Origin of the sequence: Bordetella holmesii (assembly GCF_020735985.1) — a bacterium.
In the GTDB taxonomy this organism is placed as follows: Bacteria; Pseudomonadota; Gammaproteobacteria; order Burkholderiales; family Burkholderiaceae_B; genus Bordetella; species Bordetella holmesii.
Genome location: NZ_CP085973.1, coordinates 56,887 through 73,126 on the forward strand (window position 1 = coordinate 56,887; position 16,240 = coordinate 73,126).

A 16,240-nucleotide genomic window follows, 5' to 3' on the forward strand; every position below is an offset into this window, starting at 1 on the left:
CGCGAGCGGGCTGCTTCATGGGACGGCGCCGGAATCAGCGCTTGAGCTGAGACAGATCGCGCACGGCGCCCCGGTCAGCCGAGGTGGCCAGCGCGGCGTAGGCCTGCAAGGCCAGCGACACCACACGCTCGCGGTCGACCGGTTTCCATGCCTGCTCGCCGCGAGCCTCCATCACGGCACGGCGGCGCGCCAGTTCGGCATCCTCGACCGCCAGGTGCATCCGGCGTTGCGGAATGTCGATTTCGATGATGTCACCATCCTCGACCAGCCCGATGGTGCCGCCTTCGGCCGCTTCGGGCGACGCGTGGCCAATCACCAGGCCGGACGAGCCGCCCGAAAAACGCCCGTCGGTAAAGAGCGCGCACGTTTTACCCAGGCCCTTGGACTTCAGGTAAGAGGTCGGGTAGAGCATTTCCTGCATGCCGGGGCCGCCCTTGGGGCCTTCGTAGCGAATGATGACCACGTCGCCATCGACGACCTTGTCGCCCAGAATGCCCTCGACGGCGTCTTCCTGGCTCTCATAGACGCGCGCCCGGCCGGTAAACACCCATTGCGACTCGTCCACGCCGGCAGTCTTGACGATGCAGCCCTTCTCGGCCAGGTTGCCGTAAAGCACGGCCAGGCCGCCATCCTTGGAGTAAGCGTGCTCTTTGCTGCGGATGCAGCCTGCCTGACGATCGACATCCAGGGTCAGGAAGGTTTTCTCCTGGCTGAACGCTACCGTGGTCGGCACGCCGCCAGGGGCCGCGCGGTAAAACTTCCGGGCCGCATCGCCTGCGCCGCCCGCCACGTCCCATTGCGCGATCGCATTGCCCAGCGTGCCGCTGTGCACATTGCCGCAGCTCAGATCCAGCAGATCGGCTCGGCCCAACTCACCCAGGATGCCCAGGATGCCGCCGGCGCGATGCACGTCTTCGATGTGGTACTTGTCGGTCGCCGGTGCGGCTTTGCACAAGCAGGGCACCTTGCGCGAAATGCGGTCGATGTCAGCCATGGTGAAGTCCACCCCGGCTTCCTGGGCGGCGGCCAACAAATGCAACACCGTGTTGGTCGACCCGCCCATGGCCACATCCAGCGCCATGGCGTTCTCAAAGGCGGCCTTGGTGGCAATGCTGCGCGGCAGCACCGAGCTGTCTTCCTGTTCGTAGTAACGGCGGCACAGGTCCACCACCAGGCGGCCAGCCTGCTCGAACAGCCCCCGGCGCCAGGCGTGCGTGGCCACGATGGTGCCGTTGCCCGGCAGCGCCAGGCCGATGGCCTCGGTCAGACAGTTCATGGAGTTGGCAGTGAACATGCCGGAACAGGAGCCGCACGTCGGGCAGGCGCTGCGTTCGACCTGCTCGGCTTCGGCGTCGCTTACGTTGGGATCGGCGGCCTTGATCATGGCGTCGACCAGATCGAGCTTGATGATCTTGCCGTCGGTGGGCGAGGTCACCTTGCCAGCCTCCATCGGGCCACCGGAAACAAACACCACGGGGATGTTCAAGCGCATGGCAGCCATCAGCATCCCCGGCGTGATCTTGTCACAGTTGGAGATGCAGACCATGGCATCGGCGCAATGGGCATTGACCATGTATTCAACCGAGTCGGCGATCAGCTCGCGCGACGGCAACGAATACAGCATGCCGCCGTGCCCCATGGCGATGCCGTCGTCCACGGCGATGGTATTGAATTCTTTGGCCACGCCGCCGGCGGCTTCGATCTGGCCTGCCACCAGCGCACCCAGATCCTTCAGGTGCACGTGGCCGGGCACGAACTGCGTGAACGAGTTGACCACTGCGATGATGGGCTTGCCGAAATCGCCGTCCTTCATGCCGGTGGCGCGCCAGAGTGCGCGCGCGCCGGCCATGTTGCGGCCATGAGTAGAGGTGCGTGAACGGTAGTGCGGCATGATCCTTCTCGGGCGATGATGTCAGCAAAGGCGTAAATATTACGCTGGATCGGCCTGCGCTGCGCTCAAACCCCTCGAGACGCCGCGGCAATCAGGGTGCGTCCCCGGGCAGTTTGAGACTCAGCAGGCCGTCGAGCACCTGGCGCAGGGCGCGGCTGACCGGCTTGTCGCGCCGGGTGACCATGGCCAACTCGCGCCCAAGCCGGGGCTGCAGCGGGCGCGTCGTGAGGCTGGCGCGGGCCCCGGCGGCCGATACCGCCATACGCGGCAGGACGGCGCAGCCCAGGCCGGCACCGACGATCTCCTTCATGGCCTCGGTGCTGCCCAACTCCATCGTCGGCTTGGCCGACAGACCTGCCGTGCCGAACCAGCCGTCGACCAGCACCCGGGTCTGCGCACCGGGCTCAAACAATACCAATGGCCGTTGCATCAGCAGCCGGGGCGTGATGCGGCCGGCGGGCGCCGGGGCATTGGCCGGAAATATGGCCACGAACTCGTCTTTGAGAATGGGGGTGGCCAGCAGTTTTCGAGCGCGTATGGGCATGGTCAGCAGGCCGACATCCAGCCGGTTGTCTTCGATATCCCGTAGAAGATCCACGGTGTTTCCCACCCTGACCACGATATCCAGATCCGGAAACCGCTGCCGCAGATTGGCCAGCAGCGCAGGCAGCAGGTAGGTGCAGGCCGTCGCCCCCGTGCCCAGCCTGACACGCCCCGCCACCCCGCAAGCCAGCGACTGCATGGCCCGGTCGGCATCGTCGACCGCCGCGAGGATGCCGCGCAGATGGGTGGCCAGCTCCGTGCCGGCAGCCGTGGCACTGGCGCGCCGGCCCATGCGCTCGATCAGGCGCAGACCGAAACGGCGCTCCAGTTGCCGCACCTGCTGGCTCACGGCGGGTTGCGACAGCCCGTGGCGTTCAGCGGCCAACGAAAAACTTCCCTGCTCCATGACATCGAGCAGAACGCGCAGATGATCCAAGTTAAGGCCGGCGGTTTTCATGGCATACAGAATATTTTCTTATACGAATGATAATTCCAAGAATATTCACTTATCCATGGCCGGGGCGCACACTAGCGCCTCCCCGCCGCATCGCCATTGGTTGCCATGAACCCTAGCCTGACCCCTTTCATCCTGATTCGCTCCAGCGCCGAGCAGGACCTGGCCCAGATCCAGGCCATCTACGCCCACCATGTCGTCCATGGCACGTCATCCTTCGAGCTCGAGCCGCCTTCGACCGAAGAGATCGGCCAGCGCCGTGCTGCCGTACTGCAACACGGACTGCCGTATCTGGTGGCCGAGTGCGGCGGCGACATCGTGGGCTATGCCTATGCGACGGTCTACCGGCCCAGGCCCGCCTACCGGCATACCTGCGAAGACTCCGTTTATGTACGCAACGGCCGCCACGGCCTGGGCATAGGACGCAAACTGCTCGAAGCCCTGATCGAGCACTGCACAGGGCAAGGCTGGAGTCAGATGCTGGCGGTCATTGGCGACAACAACCCGGCCTCGCTGGGCTTGCACGCCCGTTGCGGCTTTCAGGTTGCCGGCACGTTGCGCGCTGTGGGTTTCAAGCACGGCAAGTGGCGCGATACGGCCCTGATGCAGCGTGCGCTGGGCGCGGGCGACCTCACTCCGCCCGAAGACTAAAGCCTGGCGCCTTCAGTCTTCGGCGCGGGCCACCCAGCGCAACCAACCAGCCTTGCGCAGGCTGCAGGCCGGACACTCTCCGCAGCCATAGCCCCAGTCATGCCGCTGGCCCCGCTCGCCCAGATAGCAAGTATGGCTTTCCTGCACGATGATCTGCACCAGATCCGGACCGCCCAGGGTGTCAGCCAATGCCCAGGTATCGGCCTTGTCCAGCCACATGAGCGGGGTCTCGATGGTGACCCGCGCCCCCAGCCCCAGGCCTAACGCAACCTGTTGCGCCTTGATGGTGTCGTCGCGGCAGTCCGGGTAGCCCGAAAAATCCGTCTCGCACATACCGCCTACCAGCACATCGAGCTGACGACGGTAGCCCAGCGCCGCGGCCAGCGTCAGAAACAGCAGATTGCGCCCCGGCACGAACGTGTTGGGCAGGCCGTTGGCCTGCATCTCGATGGCGCGATCGCTGGTCATGGCCGTATCGCCGACCTGGCCCAGTACTTTCAGATCCAGCAAATGATCCTCACCCAGGCGCGCGGCCCAATCCGGGAAGCGGGCGCGAAACTCGCGCAGCACATTCAGGCGGGCATCCAGTTCGATGCGGTGGCGCTGACCATAGTCGAAGGCGACCGTCTCGACGTGGGCGTAACGCTGCAGCGCCCATGCCAGGCAGGTGCTCGAATCCTGGCCTCCGGAGAAAAGAACCAGGGCGCGACGTTGATGATTTTGCATGACGGAAAGACGTAAACAGTGCCAGAGGTAGCCGCCAATGTAACGCAGCAGACGCCGTAAGCAAGCCTGCGTAGAATTTGGGTGTCCCGAATTTTTGCATTGCCCTATCGCCACACCATCCTTCCCATCCTTTTACGGAACGCTTGATGAACGCCACACGCGCGCAATCTGAATTGGCAGACCCCTTACGCAATGACATCCGACTCCTGGGACGCTCCCTGGGAAGCGTGATTCAGGCCTGCGAAGGCAAACGGGTTTTCGACACCATAGAGACGCTGCGCCGCAGCGCCGTGCGTTTCCGCCGCCAAGGACGGGAAGAGGATGGCCAACTCATGCAGCAACTGGTCAAACAGTTGCGCTCGGACGACCCCAACCTCGTGGCGCGGGCCTTCAGTTATTTTCTGCACCTGTTCAACATCGCCGAGGATCGCGACCAGAATCGCCGCAAGCGCGCCCGGGCGCTGACCGATCCCGCTGCGGCGGCCGGCAGCCTGCGCCAGACCGTGCAACTGTTGCATGCGCAGGGTGTGACGGCGGCGCGCATACGCCGCCTCATCGGCGAGGCCTGCGTCATGCCGGTACTGACCGCTCACCCCACCGAAGTCCAGCGCAAAAGCACGCTGGATGCCCACCGCGAGATCGCCGCACTCATCACCCAACGTGATCAGCCGTTGACCCACGACGAAATCGCCGAGATCGACAGTGCCCTGCTCGGCCGCGTGGACACGCTCTGGCAGACGCGCATGCTGCGCAACACGCGCCTGACCGTCGCCGACGAAATCGAAAACGCGCTGAGCTACTACCGCAGCACCTTCCTGGCGGCCATCCCCCGCCTGTACGCCGATCTGTCCCGCTTGCTGGGCCAGGAAGCCGCCAATCCCTTCGCTGCCCCGCCTGCGCCGCTCGAGCCGTTCTTGCGCATGGGCAGTTGGATAGGCGGTGACCGCGACGGCAATCCCAATGTAGACGCCGCCACCCTCGACCTGGCATTGCTGCGCCAGGCCACGGTGGTGTTCGAGCACTATCTGAACGAGATCCATGCTCTGGGCGCGGAAGTCTCGGTCAGCACCTTGCTGATCGACGCCGGCGATGCGTTGCAGGAACTGGCCGATGCCGGCGGCGACACCTCACCCCATCGCCGGGACGAACCCTACCGGCGCGCGCTGATCGGCATTTATGCCCGTCTGGCGGCCACCGCCCGCACGCTAACCGGCCGCGAACTGGCGCTCAGGGCGGCCCTGCCCGCGCAACCCTATCCCCATCCGCAGGCGTTCGCGCAGGACCTGGCCGTCATTGCCGAATCGCTGGCCAGCCATCACGGCACACCGATCGCAAAGCTCCGTCTGTCAGGCCTGCAACAGGCCGTCGAAGTGTTCGGCTTTCACCTGGCCACGGTGGACCTGCGCCAAAGCTCTGACGTGCACGAGCGTGTCCTGACCGAGCTCCTGGCACGCGCGGCGCAGGATGACCCGGGTCCCAGCTACGACCAGTTGGATGAAGAGGCCCGCGTGCAACTGCTGCGCCGCGAGCTGGCCACCGCGCGTCCGCTGGCTTCGCCCTGGATTACGTACAGCGAAGACACCACACGCGAACTCGCCGTGCTGCGCGCGGCCGCGGCCGCGCGTGCACGCTATGGCCGCGCCGCCGTACGGCAGGCCATCGTGTCGCACACCGAAACCCTGAGTGATCTGCTCGAAGTCCTCGTGCTGCAGAAAGAAACCGGGCTTATTTCCCCGGCGGGCACGCAGCCCCAACCCGAAGACGGCCTGATGGTCGTGCCGTTGTTCGAAACCATCCCTGACCTCGAACGCGGCCCGGCCATCATGGCCGCCTGGCTGGATCTGCCCGAAGTCCGGCAGCGCGTGCGTCTGGCTCAGAACGAGAGCCAGGAAGTCATGCTGGGATACTCCGACAGCAACAAAGACGGCGGATACCTGACGTCCAACTGGTCGCTCTATCGCGCCGAGCGCGAACTGGTCGATGTCTTTCGCGCCCGCCAGGTCAAACTGCGCCTGTTCCATGGCCGCGGCGGCTCCGTGGGCCGCGGCGGCGGCTCCAGTTTCGACGCCATCGTCGCGCAGCCTCCGGGCACCGTGGCCGGCCAGCTTCGCCTGACCGAGCAAGGCGAAGTCATCCAGACCAAGTACAAAAATGCCGATATCGGACGCTGGCATCTGGAACTGCTGGTATCTGCCGTGCTGCAGGCCTCGCTGGCTCAGCAACCCGCCGCCGCACGCCAGGCCGAAGACGCCCACATGGCGCACCACGGCCAGACCATGGACTTCCTGTCGGCCAGCGCGCAGACCGGCTATCGCAAACTGGTCTACGACACCCCGGGCTTTGACGACTACTTCTTCGCGGCCACGCCCATCAACGAAATCGCCGGCCTGAACATCGGTTCGCGCCCGGCCTCACGCAAGCAAGGCCAAAAGATCGAAGACCTGCGCGCCATCCCCTGGGGATTCTCGTGGGCGCAATGCCGCCTCATGCTCACCGGCTGGTACGGCATGGGCTCGGCCCTTCAGGCCTATCTCGAAGAGGGCGCGACTGGCGCGCCGCGCAGCAAACGTGCCCGCCTGGCGCAATTGCGCGAAATGGCCCGGGACTGGCCGGCCTTCCGCACCTTGCTGTCCAACATGGAGATGGTGCTGGCCAAATCCGATCTGGCCATCGCCTCGCGCTACGCCATGCTGGTGCCGCAGCGCGGCCTGCGCGAACGCATCTTCGGCGCCATCTCGGATGAGCATGGGCGCACGCTTGCCATGCTCAAGCTCATCAACCAGCGCGACCTGCTGGCCGACAACCCCGCACTGGCTGCCTCGCTGCGCGAGCGCTTTGCCTACATCGATCCGCTGAACTATCTGCAGATCGATCTGCTGCGCCGCCAGCGCGCCAGCCAGCGCCGGCCAGACGCCAAGGCGGACCCACGCATCACGCCCGCCATTCACCTGACCATCAACGGCATCGCCGCAGGCCTGCGCAACTCAGGTTGAGCAGGCGCCTGAGGGACGTGGCACGTTCCCCCTTTAGAGTCGCGGCAGGATGTTGAGTGCCTAGCGCGCGCAGCCGGAAAGTTCCGACAATCTAAAGGAGTGATCGCACGCCCTTAGGGGAACCCTACTGTCGCGCGCCTAATTGAATTCTTACGTGACATCTCCAGGACTTCGACTGATATATGCATGGAGGCGGCATATCGGACGGTTTGGCTGAGCAAAATGGCTATCGTTTTTTCGTCTTGCTCCGCTCGTCATGTCCACCCGCCCTACCTTCATGGCGGCGCAACGCCTCTCGCGTCGCGCCAGCCTCGCGCTGCTTGCTTTACTTTCTGCCTGCGGTGGAGGCGGCGGCGGAGGTGGCAGTACAGGAGATGACGGTCGAACCCCTCCCGCGCCCCCTCCCTCTGCCACGCCCCCCCTTTCGCCCTATCTCCCCGTGCCGCCCGCCCTGCCCGACCTTGCAGCGGATGGCCGTCCTGCGGCGCCGGTCCCATCCGCGGGCTACGCCAAGACCGCGCCCAGCCACTTTGCTTCCGCGCCGGGCCGCGCTTTCAATGCCGACCACGACCGGGTACTCAACCTGGTCAACCTCAAACCCGCGCATGACGCCGGTCTGAGCGGCTCACGCGTCAAAGTTGCCGTCGTCGACACCGGAGTCAGCCTCGACCACGCCCTGCTTCGCGTCAACACGCGCCACGGCGGGGACTACCAGGCCAATGGCACACGCAGCGCGGCCAATCGCGCCAATCAAGGCGAGCACGGCAGTTCGGTGGCCCTGGTGCTGGCCGGCCGCCCCACCGCCAGTTATCGCGGCGGCGTGGCGCCCGACGCCGATCTCTATTCCGCCAACATCGCCACCGCCGCGGACCGAGTGTCCGACGGTGGCGCGTTTCACGCCTGGAAGGATCTGCTCGGTCACGGCATGACGATCTTCAACAACAGCTTCACCACCGACGGACCAGATGGCGAGCGACGCGTCAAGCAAGACCAGATGGAGTACCAGCAGGCCGCCGACAAATCCCAAACTCAGATCGGCAAACTCCATGAGTTGGTCAAAGGCGGGGCATTATTGGTTTTTGCCGCGGGCAATGGCAGTAACGTGTCGGGGCGCGGCTACCAGGAAGTGGGCAGCCTGGGACGCACGCCACTGGTCGAGCCCGAACTGCAGAAAGGCCTGCTGGTCGTCACGGCAGTAGACAAGTTTGGCGATCTCGAGCGCTGGTCCAATCGTTGCGGCCAGGCCAGACGCTGGTGCCTGGCCGCAAGCAGTCAGGCCTATCTGCCCGGCATCAAGACTCACGACCCCAACTTTTTTCGTGTCCACCAGGGCACTTCGCTGGCTGCGCCTCAGGTCACGGGCGCGGCCGTGCTGGTCAAACAACGGTTTGGCTGGATGGACAACGACAACCTGCGCACGACACTCCTGACCACGACCCAGGATAAGGGCCGCCCTGGCGTGGATGCCGATTACGGCTGGGGCTTGCTGGACATCGGACGGGCAATAGAAGGCCCTGCCAAATTTGCCTTTGGCGATTTCGTCGCGAACGTGCAAGGCCAATCGGTGTTCGGCAACGACATCTCCGGCGCCGGAGGGCTGACCATCGATGGCCCGGGCCTGCTCACGCTCGCCGGCCACAACACTTACGCTGGTGCGACCGTCATTCGCCAGGGCACGCTGGACGTCCTGGGCAGCATCCGCTCGGGCACCACCGTACTCGAGCACGGCACGCTCGTGGGCCGGGGCAGCGTCGGCGCCGTCGACAATCACGGCACCGTCGCCGTCAAGGAATCCGGGCTCACCGTCAACGGCGATTACCACCAGCACGCGCAAGGGCGGCTGGTCACCGACATCGGCAGCGCGCTCAATGTCGCGGGCAAGGCGCGCCTGGCCGGGCAACTCCATGTCGAAGGCATTCGTCCGGGCTATGTGGTGGCTGAAGGCAGCGTGCACACCGTCGTGAAGGCTGCCTCGATCGAGGGCCGCTTCGACACACTCACCCGCGCGCCGAACCTGCTGCTGCAGGCGCAGTTGGACTATCAACCCCAAGGTGTCGGCCTGGCCGTGCGACGCGCGGCCTCGGTCGAGGCGGTAGCGCGGCGGCTGCCCTCTGGAGCCGACCGCGTGTCTGTCGTCGCTGGAGCGAGGCACTTGGACGCCGCCATGCATGCGCTCGATGCCCTGCCCCAAAAACAGCGGCAGACCACGTCGGCAGCCGCCTCGATCGCGCGGATCCAATATGCTCAAAATGGCATCGCGTTGCGCAACAGCCTCTACTCGCTATCCGGCAGCATCTACGCCAACGCCTCGGCACTCGTCACCCTGGGACAGAGCCAGTGGTCAGACATCTTGCAATCCCGAATCGCCCTGGCCTCGCCAGGCGGCCAGCCGCTGGCAGAATACCGTCGCGGCAGACTACGCTGGCAACCCCCTGGCCTTGACGGCCACCAGCGCAACAACGGCTTGCTGGCCGGCATCACCCACGAGATCAGCCCGCAACTGAGCGTGGGCGCAGCCTTGGCCTACGACCAGGGCAACTGGCGTGAGTCCGCCACCGCAGGCGCCGGCAGCAATGCCAAGGCCACCACCACGGCCGCCTTGCTGGGCGCGCGCAGGTCCTGGGACTCCGGATGGTTTGTGCAGACGGGGCTGAGTTACGGCCACTATCGCAACCGCGTCGAGCGGCAACTCGTTCTGGCCGATGTGCGCCAACGTGCGGCGGGCCTGGCGCGCGGCCAGCTCTGGCACGCCGAGCTCGGTGCGGGCAGACGCTGGCAGGCCTGGCCTGGCGTGGGGCTCACACCATCGGCAGGTGTAGCCGTCAGCCATCTGCGCCAACGCCGGTTTCGCGAAACCAGCGCATCGGGGCTGGGCCTGCACGCTGCCGGCCTGCATCGAAGCGTTCCCACGCTTTGGGCTCATCTGCAGGGTGACCACGCCCTGGCCGACGCGTTCGCGCTGCAATGGCACCTGGCCCTGCATCACGACACGCGGGAACGCCGTTATGCACCGCGCGCCAGCTTCGATGGGCTTGGCGACCCTCAAGACGTCAGCGGCCACTGGCCCCTGCCACGCACTCGTCTGTCGTTGGGGCTGAGCGCACACGCCCACCTGGCCGACGGGCTTGCCTTGCGTCTGCGCTACACCGGCCAGGCCGCAAGCCACTGGCGGGACCATCACGTCGGCGCGGCCCTCACCTACCGTTACTAGTCCCTAGGCGTCCACCAGATGGACACCATGTCGCGGCATTTGTCCACCAGCAGCAATTCTTAGCAATATCTGAGAAGAAATTCTATATCCGCACAAATGTTCGTATATAGAACATAAAGATTTTTCTGGCTACGGTACGGAGAAGCGCCCAGGACGAGACACCGGCCACGCCCGGACCCCGACCACAGGGAGGCGTCGTGCCAAGGCCGCTGGTAAGCGAGCTTCGTCATGGATTTCCCCATCCAGAATCTGGCCGTCATCGGTGCAGGCGCCATGGGCAGCGGTATTGCCGCCCTGTTCGCCTCTCAGGGACTGCCTGTTGTACTGATAGACCCTGTGGACGGAGCGCTTGCGCGCGCCACGCAGATCATTGAGCGCCAACTGAGCGTCTACGCCCCCCAGGACGTGGACAACTGTATGGCCCGCATCCAGATGTCCGCCGACTTGCTGGCCGCTGCCGAGTGCGACCTCGTGATCGAAGCCGTGCCCGAGAAGCTGGACCTGAAGCGCCATCTGTTTGCGCAGCTCGATCAGATCTGCAAACCTGCAACCATCTTTGCGACCAACACCTCGGGCCTGTCGATCAATGCCATTGCCCAGGCCGTCACAAGGCGCGACCGGTTTGTCGGCACGCATTTCTTCACGCCGGCCGATGTCATCCCGCTGGTCGAAGTCGTCCGCGGCGATGAAAGCGCCGACGCCGCCGTCGATCTTGTGATGGCCACGCTGAAGGCCGCTGGCAAGCGCCCGGTTCGCGTCAACCGCGACATTCCCGGCTTTATCGCCAACCGCATCCAGCATGCCCTGGCCCGCGAAGCCATCTCGCTGCTCGAAAAAGGTGTGGCCAGCGCCGAAGATATCGACGAAGTCGTCAAATGGAGCCTGGGCATCCGCCTGGCGCTCTCCGGTCCGCTGGAGCAGCGCGACATGAACGGCATCGATGTCCACCACGCCATCGCCAGCTACCTCTATGCCGACCTGGAAAACCGTGAAACGCCCTCCGCGCTGCTGACAAGCAAGGTGCAGAACGGCGAGATCGGCGCCAAAGCAGGTCAAGGCTTCTATGCCTGGCCCGCCGAGCGCCGCGAGCGCGTGCTGCGCGACAAAAGCGCAGCCCTGGCTGGCCTGGTCCAGTGGCTCAACACCCAAAAACTCGATTGATCCCCGGCTCGTCCGAGCTGCCTGCACGGGCAGCCTCGGCGCGGCCGCACGCATAAACACGCCTTAAGTATTACCGGAGTCTGTAGGAGGCACCATGAATAAACTCGCTTCATTTTTCACGGAGCTGATGCGCAAGTATCTGTCCGATCCGTTTGTGTTTGCGATCGGGCTGACGCTGCTGACGGTTGTGTTGGCCTTTGCCGTCGAAGGCCAGGGCCTGCCGCAGATCACGCGCGAATGGGGTTCCGGCTTCTGGAGCCTGCTGGCCTTCACGACCCAGATGGCCGTCATTCTGGCCATGGGCTATGTGCTGGCTACGGCGCCGCTGACCGACCGGCTGCTCAACCGTATCGTCAGCCACGTGCACAACCCGCGCACCGCGATCATCATCGCCACGCTGGTCGGTGGTATCGGCAGCTATCTGAACTGGGGCTTCGGCTTGGTGATCGGCGGCATCGTCGCCAAGAAACTGGCGCTCAAGGTCAAGGGTGTGCACTATCCGCTGATCATCGCGGCCGCCTACAGCGGATTTACGCTTTACGGCCTGGGCTTTTCGGCGAGCATTCCGGTGCTTGTCGCCACGCCTGGACACCCGATGGCCAAGGCCATGGGCGTGATCCCGCTGTCTGAGACCATTTTCTCGGTGCCCATGCTGCTGACCAGCTTGGTGGTCATCATCACGCTGCCTCTGCTCAATGCCTGGCTGCACCCGAAGGCCGGTGAGAAAATCGTCGAGGTTGACCCCGACATCGACAAGGCCAGCGAGAACACCTCGTCGGCGCACAGCATCGGCGGCGAAAACACCTTGGCCACGCGCTTAAACAACAGCCGTGTGCTGAGCATGCTGATCGGCATTCTCGGCATCGCCTATGTGGTGTTCTATTTCGCCGACGGCAAGTCGCTGGACCTGAACCTCATCAACTTCATCATTCTGTTCCTGGGCATCATTCTGCTGGGCTCGCCGGCGGCCTACGTCGCCAAACTGAATGAAGGCATCAAGACCATCTCCGGCATCATCCTGCAGTATCCCTTCTACGCCGGCATCATGGCCATCATGGCCGGCTCGGGTCTGGTCACGACGATCTCCGAAGTCTTCGTGGACGTTGCCACGCCAGGCAGCCTGCCCTTCTGGGGCCTGGTGGGCTCGTTTGTCATCAACTTCTTTGCGCCTTCGGCTGGCGGCCACTGGGTCATCCAGGGTCCCTTCATGATCGACGCGGCCAAGGAAATCGGCAGCGCCCTGAACCAGACGACCATGTCGGTCATGCTGGGCAATGCCTGGAACGATTTGATCCAGCCGTTCTGGATCCTGCCGGCGCTGGCGCTGTCCAAGCTCAAGCTGCGCGACGTGATGGGCTATACCGTGATTATGATGATCTGGGTTGGCGCTATCTACATCACCGCCGTGCTCGCTTGGGGCTACATGACCCACTAATCGGAGATTCCGCATGAAACCCACCGCCTATCTGGTCACCGGCGCGAGCAACGGCATCGGCGCGGCCATCGCCCGCAGCCTGCTCGATGCCGGCCACACCGTCGTCAACATCGATTACCGTCTGCCGGATGCGGCGCCCGCCGGGCTGGTCTCCTTTCAGGCCGACCTGACCGATGCCGCGCAGACCGAGGCGGTGGCCCGCGAAGTCACCGATCGCTACGCCATCGTTGGCCTGGTCAACAATGCCGGTGCCACGCGCCCCGGCTCGGCTGACACGGCCACGCTGGCCGATCTGGATTACGTCGTTTCGCTGCATCTGCGCACCGCGCTCATCCTCATTCAGGCCGCGCTGCCGGCCATGCGTGAGGCGGGCTTTGGCCGCATCGTCAACATGTCGTCGCGCGCAGCATTGGGCAAACCGGATCGCGTCGTCTACTCGGCCACCAAAGCCGGCCTGTTGGGCATGACGCGCACGCTGGCCATGGAGTTGGGCGGCGACGGCATCACCGTCAACGCCATCGGGCCCGGCCCCATCGCAACCGATCTCTTCACGAAGAGCAACCCGGCCGGCGCTCCCAAGACGCAACGCATCATCGACAGCATCGTCGTCAAGCGGCTGGGCACTCCGGAAGACGTGGCCCGCGCGGCGATGTTCTTCTTGTCGCCGGATAACGGGTTCGTCACGGGCCAGGTGCTCTATGTATGCGGTGGCACCACGCTCGGCGTGGCTCCCGTCTGAGAACGGGATGCTCAAGGCCCGGGTTCGCGTCTGGCAATCAGCGCCGCAACAAGGCCTGATTGACCTGGCCCGCTGCGTGCTGCAGGCCAGGCAGAAAGGCCCGCAGCATTTCATCGCGCGAAAAACGGCTGACATGGCCGCTGACATTCATCGCGGCGATGACGCGGCCACTGCGATCCATGATGGGCACAGCCACCGATTGCAGACCGGGTTCGAGCTCCTGCACCACACAGGCGTAGCCCTGTTCACGCACGCGGGTCAGCTCGTCCTTGACCTGCGCGACCGTGGTCAAGGTGCAGGCGGTGTAAGCCTGGATCGGGCTGGCGGCCAGCACACGGTCCAGCTCGGCCGACGGCAAGCCGGCCAGCAACACCCGCCCCATGGACGTGACCCACGCAGGCAAGCGGCTTCCAACGGCCAGATTGATGCTCATGACCTTGTGGGTGGACAGCCGCAAGATGTAGACGATGTCGGTGCCCTCGAGTACCGATACGGAACAGGACTCCCGCGTGGCCTGCGCCACCTCTTCCATGTAGGGCAACGCCAGATTCCACAACGGCGTGGCCGACAGATAGGCATAACCCAGCTCGAGAATGCGCGGCGTGAGCGAAAAGCGCCGCTCTTCCTGGGTGACATAACCCAGCTGCACCAGGGTCAACAGGATGCGGCGCGCGCCTGCGCGCGTCAGTCCCGCCACCGTGGCGACCTCCGACAGTGTCATCTGCGCGCGGTCCGGCCCAAAAGGCCGGATCACGGCCAGGCCTCGGGCGAAAGACTGCACATAGCTGTCGCTGGGGACTTGGGGGTGACCTTCTTCAATCACGCTCGCTCTTCCTACCGCAAGATTATGGGTGTTCGCGCATGCAGGCCTTGCCCTGGCATGCCCCCCCATCAAAGGATGTTCTACTGAAGAACGAATGTTCTACAGCAGAACAAAATTATCACACGCCACCTCTCTCGCAGACACCTATGATTTCTAGCTCGTTCCAAGCGCGGCGGCCGCCCTGGCGGATGTGCCGGACGGCGCCACCATCATGATCGGCGGCTTCGGCACTGCCGGACAACCCATGGAGCTGATCGACGCCAGCAGCGTCAAGGAGTAACCATGAGCGAAAAACTGAGCCGCGATGCAATGGCCGCCCGCGTTGCGCAAGACATCCCTGAGGGCGCGTACGTCAATCTGGGCATCGGCCTGCCCACCCTGGTCGCGAATCATTTGCCGGCCGGACGCGAAGTCATCCTGCACACCGAAAACGGCATGCTGGGCATGGGCCCGGCGCCGGCAAAAGGCCAGGAAGACTACGACCTCATCAATGCCGGCAAGCAACCCGTGACCGAGTTGCCAGGTTGCTCGTATTTTCATCACGCTGACTCGTTTGGCATGATGCGCGGAGGCCATCTGGATATCTGCGTGCTGGGCGCGTTTCAGGTGTCGCAGCAGGGCGACCTGGCCAACTGGCACACCGGCGCGCCCGATGCCATCCCGGCCGTGGGCGGCGCAATGGATCTGGCCATCGGCGCCAAGCAGGTCTTCGTCATGATGGATCTGCTCACCCGCGAAGGCCAGAGCAAGCTGGTTCAAGCCTGCACCTACCCGCTCACGGGCGTGGGCTGCGTCTCGCGTGTATACACCGATCTGGCCGTGTTCGACATCAACAAAGACGGCGTGACGGTCACCGACCTGTTCGGTGGCGTCACGCCCGAACGCCTGCTCGAACTGACCGGCCTGCCGCTGAAGTTCACCAACTGAATTTGGGCATGCCCCTGCGCGGGGCCTGCCACATCGACGCCGGACGCCCCGGCCAAGGAGAAAAAACATGTTGTATATGGTCGAAATGCAAGTCAACCTGCCCGTGGACATGCCCACCGACAAGGCTGACAAACTCAAAGCCGACGAGAAGGCTCTGGCGCAGAAACTGCAGCACGAAGGCAAATGGCAACACCTCTGGCGCGTGGCTGACCGCTATGCCAACGTCAGCATTTTCGACGTGGCCAGTCACGACGAACTGCATCAATTGCTGTCCTCGCTGCCGCTGTTTCCTTATATGGACGTGCGTGTCACCGCGCTGGCGCGCCACCCCTCGGCCATCTGATCCCGGAGCCGCTCATGCCCTACATCATCGAAACCTTCGACAAGCCCGGCAGTCTGGCCCTGCGCCAGGCCACGCGCGCCGAGCATCTGGCCTTTCTGGACGCCAACAAGCATCTGCTGCTGGCCTGCGGCGCCAAGCTGCATGAAGACGGCACGGATATCGACGGTGGCCTCTATGTCGTCAATGTCGATACCCGTGAAGAAGCAGAGCGGCTGATCCAGGCCGACCCCTTCCATAAGGCCGAATTGTTCGAGCGCGTCGCGATCACGCGCTGGCGCAAAGCCTATGTGGACGGCAAGAGCTATCTTTGATGTTGTAAACCGGCGCGCAGCGCCAAGGAATT

13 protein-coding genes and 1 pseudogene are annotated in these 16,240 nt (G+C 64.4%); 10 read left to right on the forward strand and 4 right to left on the reverse strand.

Features of this window, described 5'->3' with window-relative positions:
* Positions 1–34 precede the first annotated feature (34 nt).
* Together ilvD and LK440_RS00280 are read right to left on the reverse strand one after the other, a co-directional pair.
* On the reverse strand, positions 35–1,891 hold the full coding sequence (ilvD, locus tag LK440_RS00275) for a dihydroxy-acid dehydratase (protein ID WP_005016653.1): 1,857 nt from the start codon (positions 1,889–1,891) through the stop codon (positions 35–37).
* Between the two features lie 91 nt (positions 1,892–1,982).
* Complete coding sequence (locus LK440_RS00280) at positions 1,983–2,891, reverse strand: LysR family transcriptional regulator (RefSeq protein ID WP_005016652.1); 909 nt, start codon at positions 2,889–2,891, stop codon at positions 1,983–1,985.
* A 105-nt stretch (positions 2,892–2,996) separates the two neighbouring features.
* Here LK440_RS00280 and LK440_RS00285 point away from each other — a divergent pair, with 105 nt between their 5' ends.
* Complete coding sequence (locus LK440_RS00285) at positions 2,997–3,539, forward strand: GNAT family N-acetyltransferase (protein ID WP_005016651.1); 543 nt, start codon at positions 2,997–2,999, stop codon at positions 3,537–3,539.
* Between the two features lie 12 nt (positions 3,540–3,551).
* Here the strand turns inward: LK440_RS00285 and queC are convergent, their stop codons facing one another.
* The gene (queC, locus tag LK440_RS00290) at positions 3,552–4,265 is read right to left on the reverse strand and encodes a 7-cyano-7-deazaguanine synthase QueC (protein ID WP_005016630.1); all 714 of its coding nucleotides are present in this window, start codon (positions 4,263–4,265) and stop codon (positions 3,552–3,554) included.
* Positions 4,266–4,411: 146 nt separating this feature from the next.
* Here queC and ppc point away from each other — a divergent pair, with 146 nt between their 5' ends.
* The 5 genes from ppc to LK440_RS00315 all read left to right on the forward strand — a co-directional run bounded on the left by ppc (position 4,412) and on the right by LK440_RS00315 (position 13,804).
* The gene (gene ppc / locus LK440_RS00295) at positions 4,412–7,258 is read left to right on the forward strand and encodes a phosphoenolpyruvate carboxylase (RefSeq protein WP_005016629.1); all 2,847 of its coding nucleotides are present in this window, start codon (positions 4,412–4,414) and stop codon (positions 7,256–7,258) included.
* Between the two features lie 256 nt (positions 7,259–7,514).
* A complete protein-coding gene (locus LK440_RS00300; RefSeq protein WP_227944750.1) occupies positions 7,515–10,469 on the forward strand; it encodes a S8 family serine peptidase in 2,955 nt (984 codons plus the stop codon).
* A gap of 228 nt (positions 10,470–10,697) precedes the next feature.
* Positions 10,698–11,630, forward strand: coding sequence for a 3-hydroxyacyl-CoA dehydrogenase family protein (locus LK440_RS00305; protein ID WP_005016624.1), 933 nt, complete (start codon positions 10,698–10,700; stop codon positions 11,628–11,630).
* A 94-nt stretch (positions 11,631–11,724) separates the two neighbouring features.
* Positions 11,725–13,065: a short-chain fatty acid transporter gene (locus LK440_RS00310; protein WP_005016622.1), complete on the forward strand. Its 1,341-nt coding sequence runs from the start codon at positions 11,725–11,727 to the stop codon at positions 13,063–13,065.
* A 13-nt stretch (positions 13,066–13,078) separates the two neighbouring features.
* Positions 13,079–13,804, forward strand: coding sequence for an SDR family NAD(P)-dependent oxidoreductase (locus tag LK440_RS00315; protein WP_005016620.1), 726 nt, complete (start codon positions 13,079–13,081; stop codon positions 13,802–13,804).
* Between the two features lie 37 nt (positions 13,805–13,841).
* Here the strand turns inward: LK440_RS00315 and LK440_RS00320 are convergent, their stop codons facing one another.
* The gene (locus tag LK440_RS00320; protein WP_005016619.1) at positions 13,842–14,627 is read right to left on the reverse strand and encodes an IclR family transcriptional regulator; all 786 of its coding nucleotides are present in this window, start codon (positions 14,625–14,627) and stop codon (positions 13,842–13,844) included.
* Between the two features lie 181 nt (positions 14,628–14,808).
* Here LK440_RS00320 and LK440_RS17780 point away from each other — a divergent pair.
* The 4 genes and pseudogenes from LK440_RS17780 to LK440_RS00335 all read left to right on the forward strand — a co-directional run.
* Positions 14,809–14,889, forward strand: a pseudogene (locus LK440_RS17780) (CoA-transferase); the annotation flags it as partial.
* Between the two features lie 20 nt (positions 14,890–14,909).
* A complete protein-coding gene (locus LK440_RS00325) occupies positions 14,910–15,554 on the forward strand; it encodes a 3-oxoacid CoA-transferase subunit B (protein ID WP_005016616.1) in 645 nt (214 codons plus the stop codon).
* A 67-nt stretch (positions 15,555–15,621) separates the two neighbouring features.
* Positions 15,622–15,897: a muconolactone Delta-isomerase gene (gene catC / locus LK440_RS00330; RefSeq protein WP_005016613.1), complete on the forward strand. Its 276-nt coding sequence runs from the start codon at positions 15,622–15,624 to the stop codon at positions 15,895–15,897.
* Between the two features lie 14 nt (positions 15,898–15,911).
* On the forward strand, positions 15,912–16,208 hold the full coding sequence (locus LK440_RS00335; RefSeq protein WP_005016612.1) for a YciI family protein: 297 nt from the start codon (positions 15,912–15,914) through the stop codon (positions 16,206–16,208).
* Positions 16,209–16,240: the final 32 nt, after the last annotated feature.

Bases quoted from the DNA above. Each gene is read 5' to 3' on its own strand.
- LK440_RS00280 (WP_005016652.1), bottom strand. From the start codon at position 2,891: ATGAAAACCGCCGGCCTTAACTTGGATCATCTGCGCGTTCTGCTCGAT.
- LK440_RS00300 (WP_227944750.1), top strand. From the start codon at position 7,515: ATGTCCACCCGCCCTACCTTCATGGCGGCGCAACGCCTCTCGCGTCGC.
- ppc (WP_005016629.1), top strand. From the start codon at position 4,412: ATGAACGCCACACGCGCGCAATCTGAATTGGCAGACCCCTTACGCAAT.
- LK440_RS00285 (WP_005016651.1), top strand. From the start codon at position 2,997: ATGAACCCTAGCCTGACCCCTTTCATCCTGATTCGCTCCAGCGCCGAG.
- LK440_RS00305 (WP_005016624.1), top strand. From the start codon at position 10,698: ATGGATTTCCCCATCCAGAATCTGGCCGTCATCGGTGCAGGCGCCATG.
- LK440_RS00325 (WP_005016616.1), top strand. From the start codon at position 14,910: ATGAGCGAAAAACTGAGCCGCGATGCAATGGCCGCCCGCGTTGCGCAA.
- LK440_RS00335 (WP_005016612.1), top strand. From the start codon at position 15,912: ATGCCCTACATCATCGAAACCTTCGACAAGCCCGGCAGTCTGGCCCTG.
- LK440_RS00315 (WP_005016620.1), top strand. From the start codon at position 13,079: ATGAAACCCACCGCCTATCTGGTCACCGGCGCGAGCAACGGCATCGGC.
- queC (WP_005016630.1), bottom strand. From the start codon at position 4,265: ATGCAAAATCATCAACGTCGCGCCCTGGTTCTTTTCTCCGGAGGCCAG.
- ilvD (WP_005016653.1), bottom strand. From the start codon at position 1,891: ATGCCGCACTACCGTTCACGCACCTCTACTCATGGCCGCAACATGGCC.
- catC (WP_005016613.1), top strand. From the start codon at position 15,622: ATGTTGTATATGGTCGAAATGCAAGTCAACCTGCCCGTGGACATGCCC.
- LK440_RS00310 (WP_005016622.1), top strand. From the start codon at position 11,725: ATGAATAAACTCGCTTCATTTTTCACGGAGCTGATGCGCAAGTATCTG.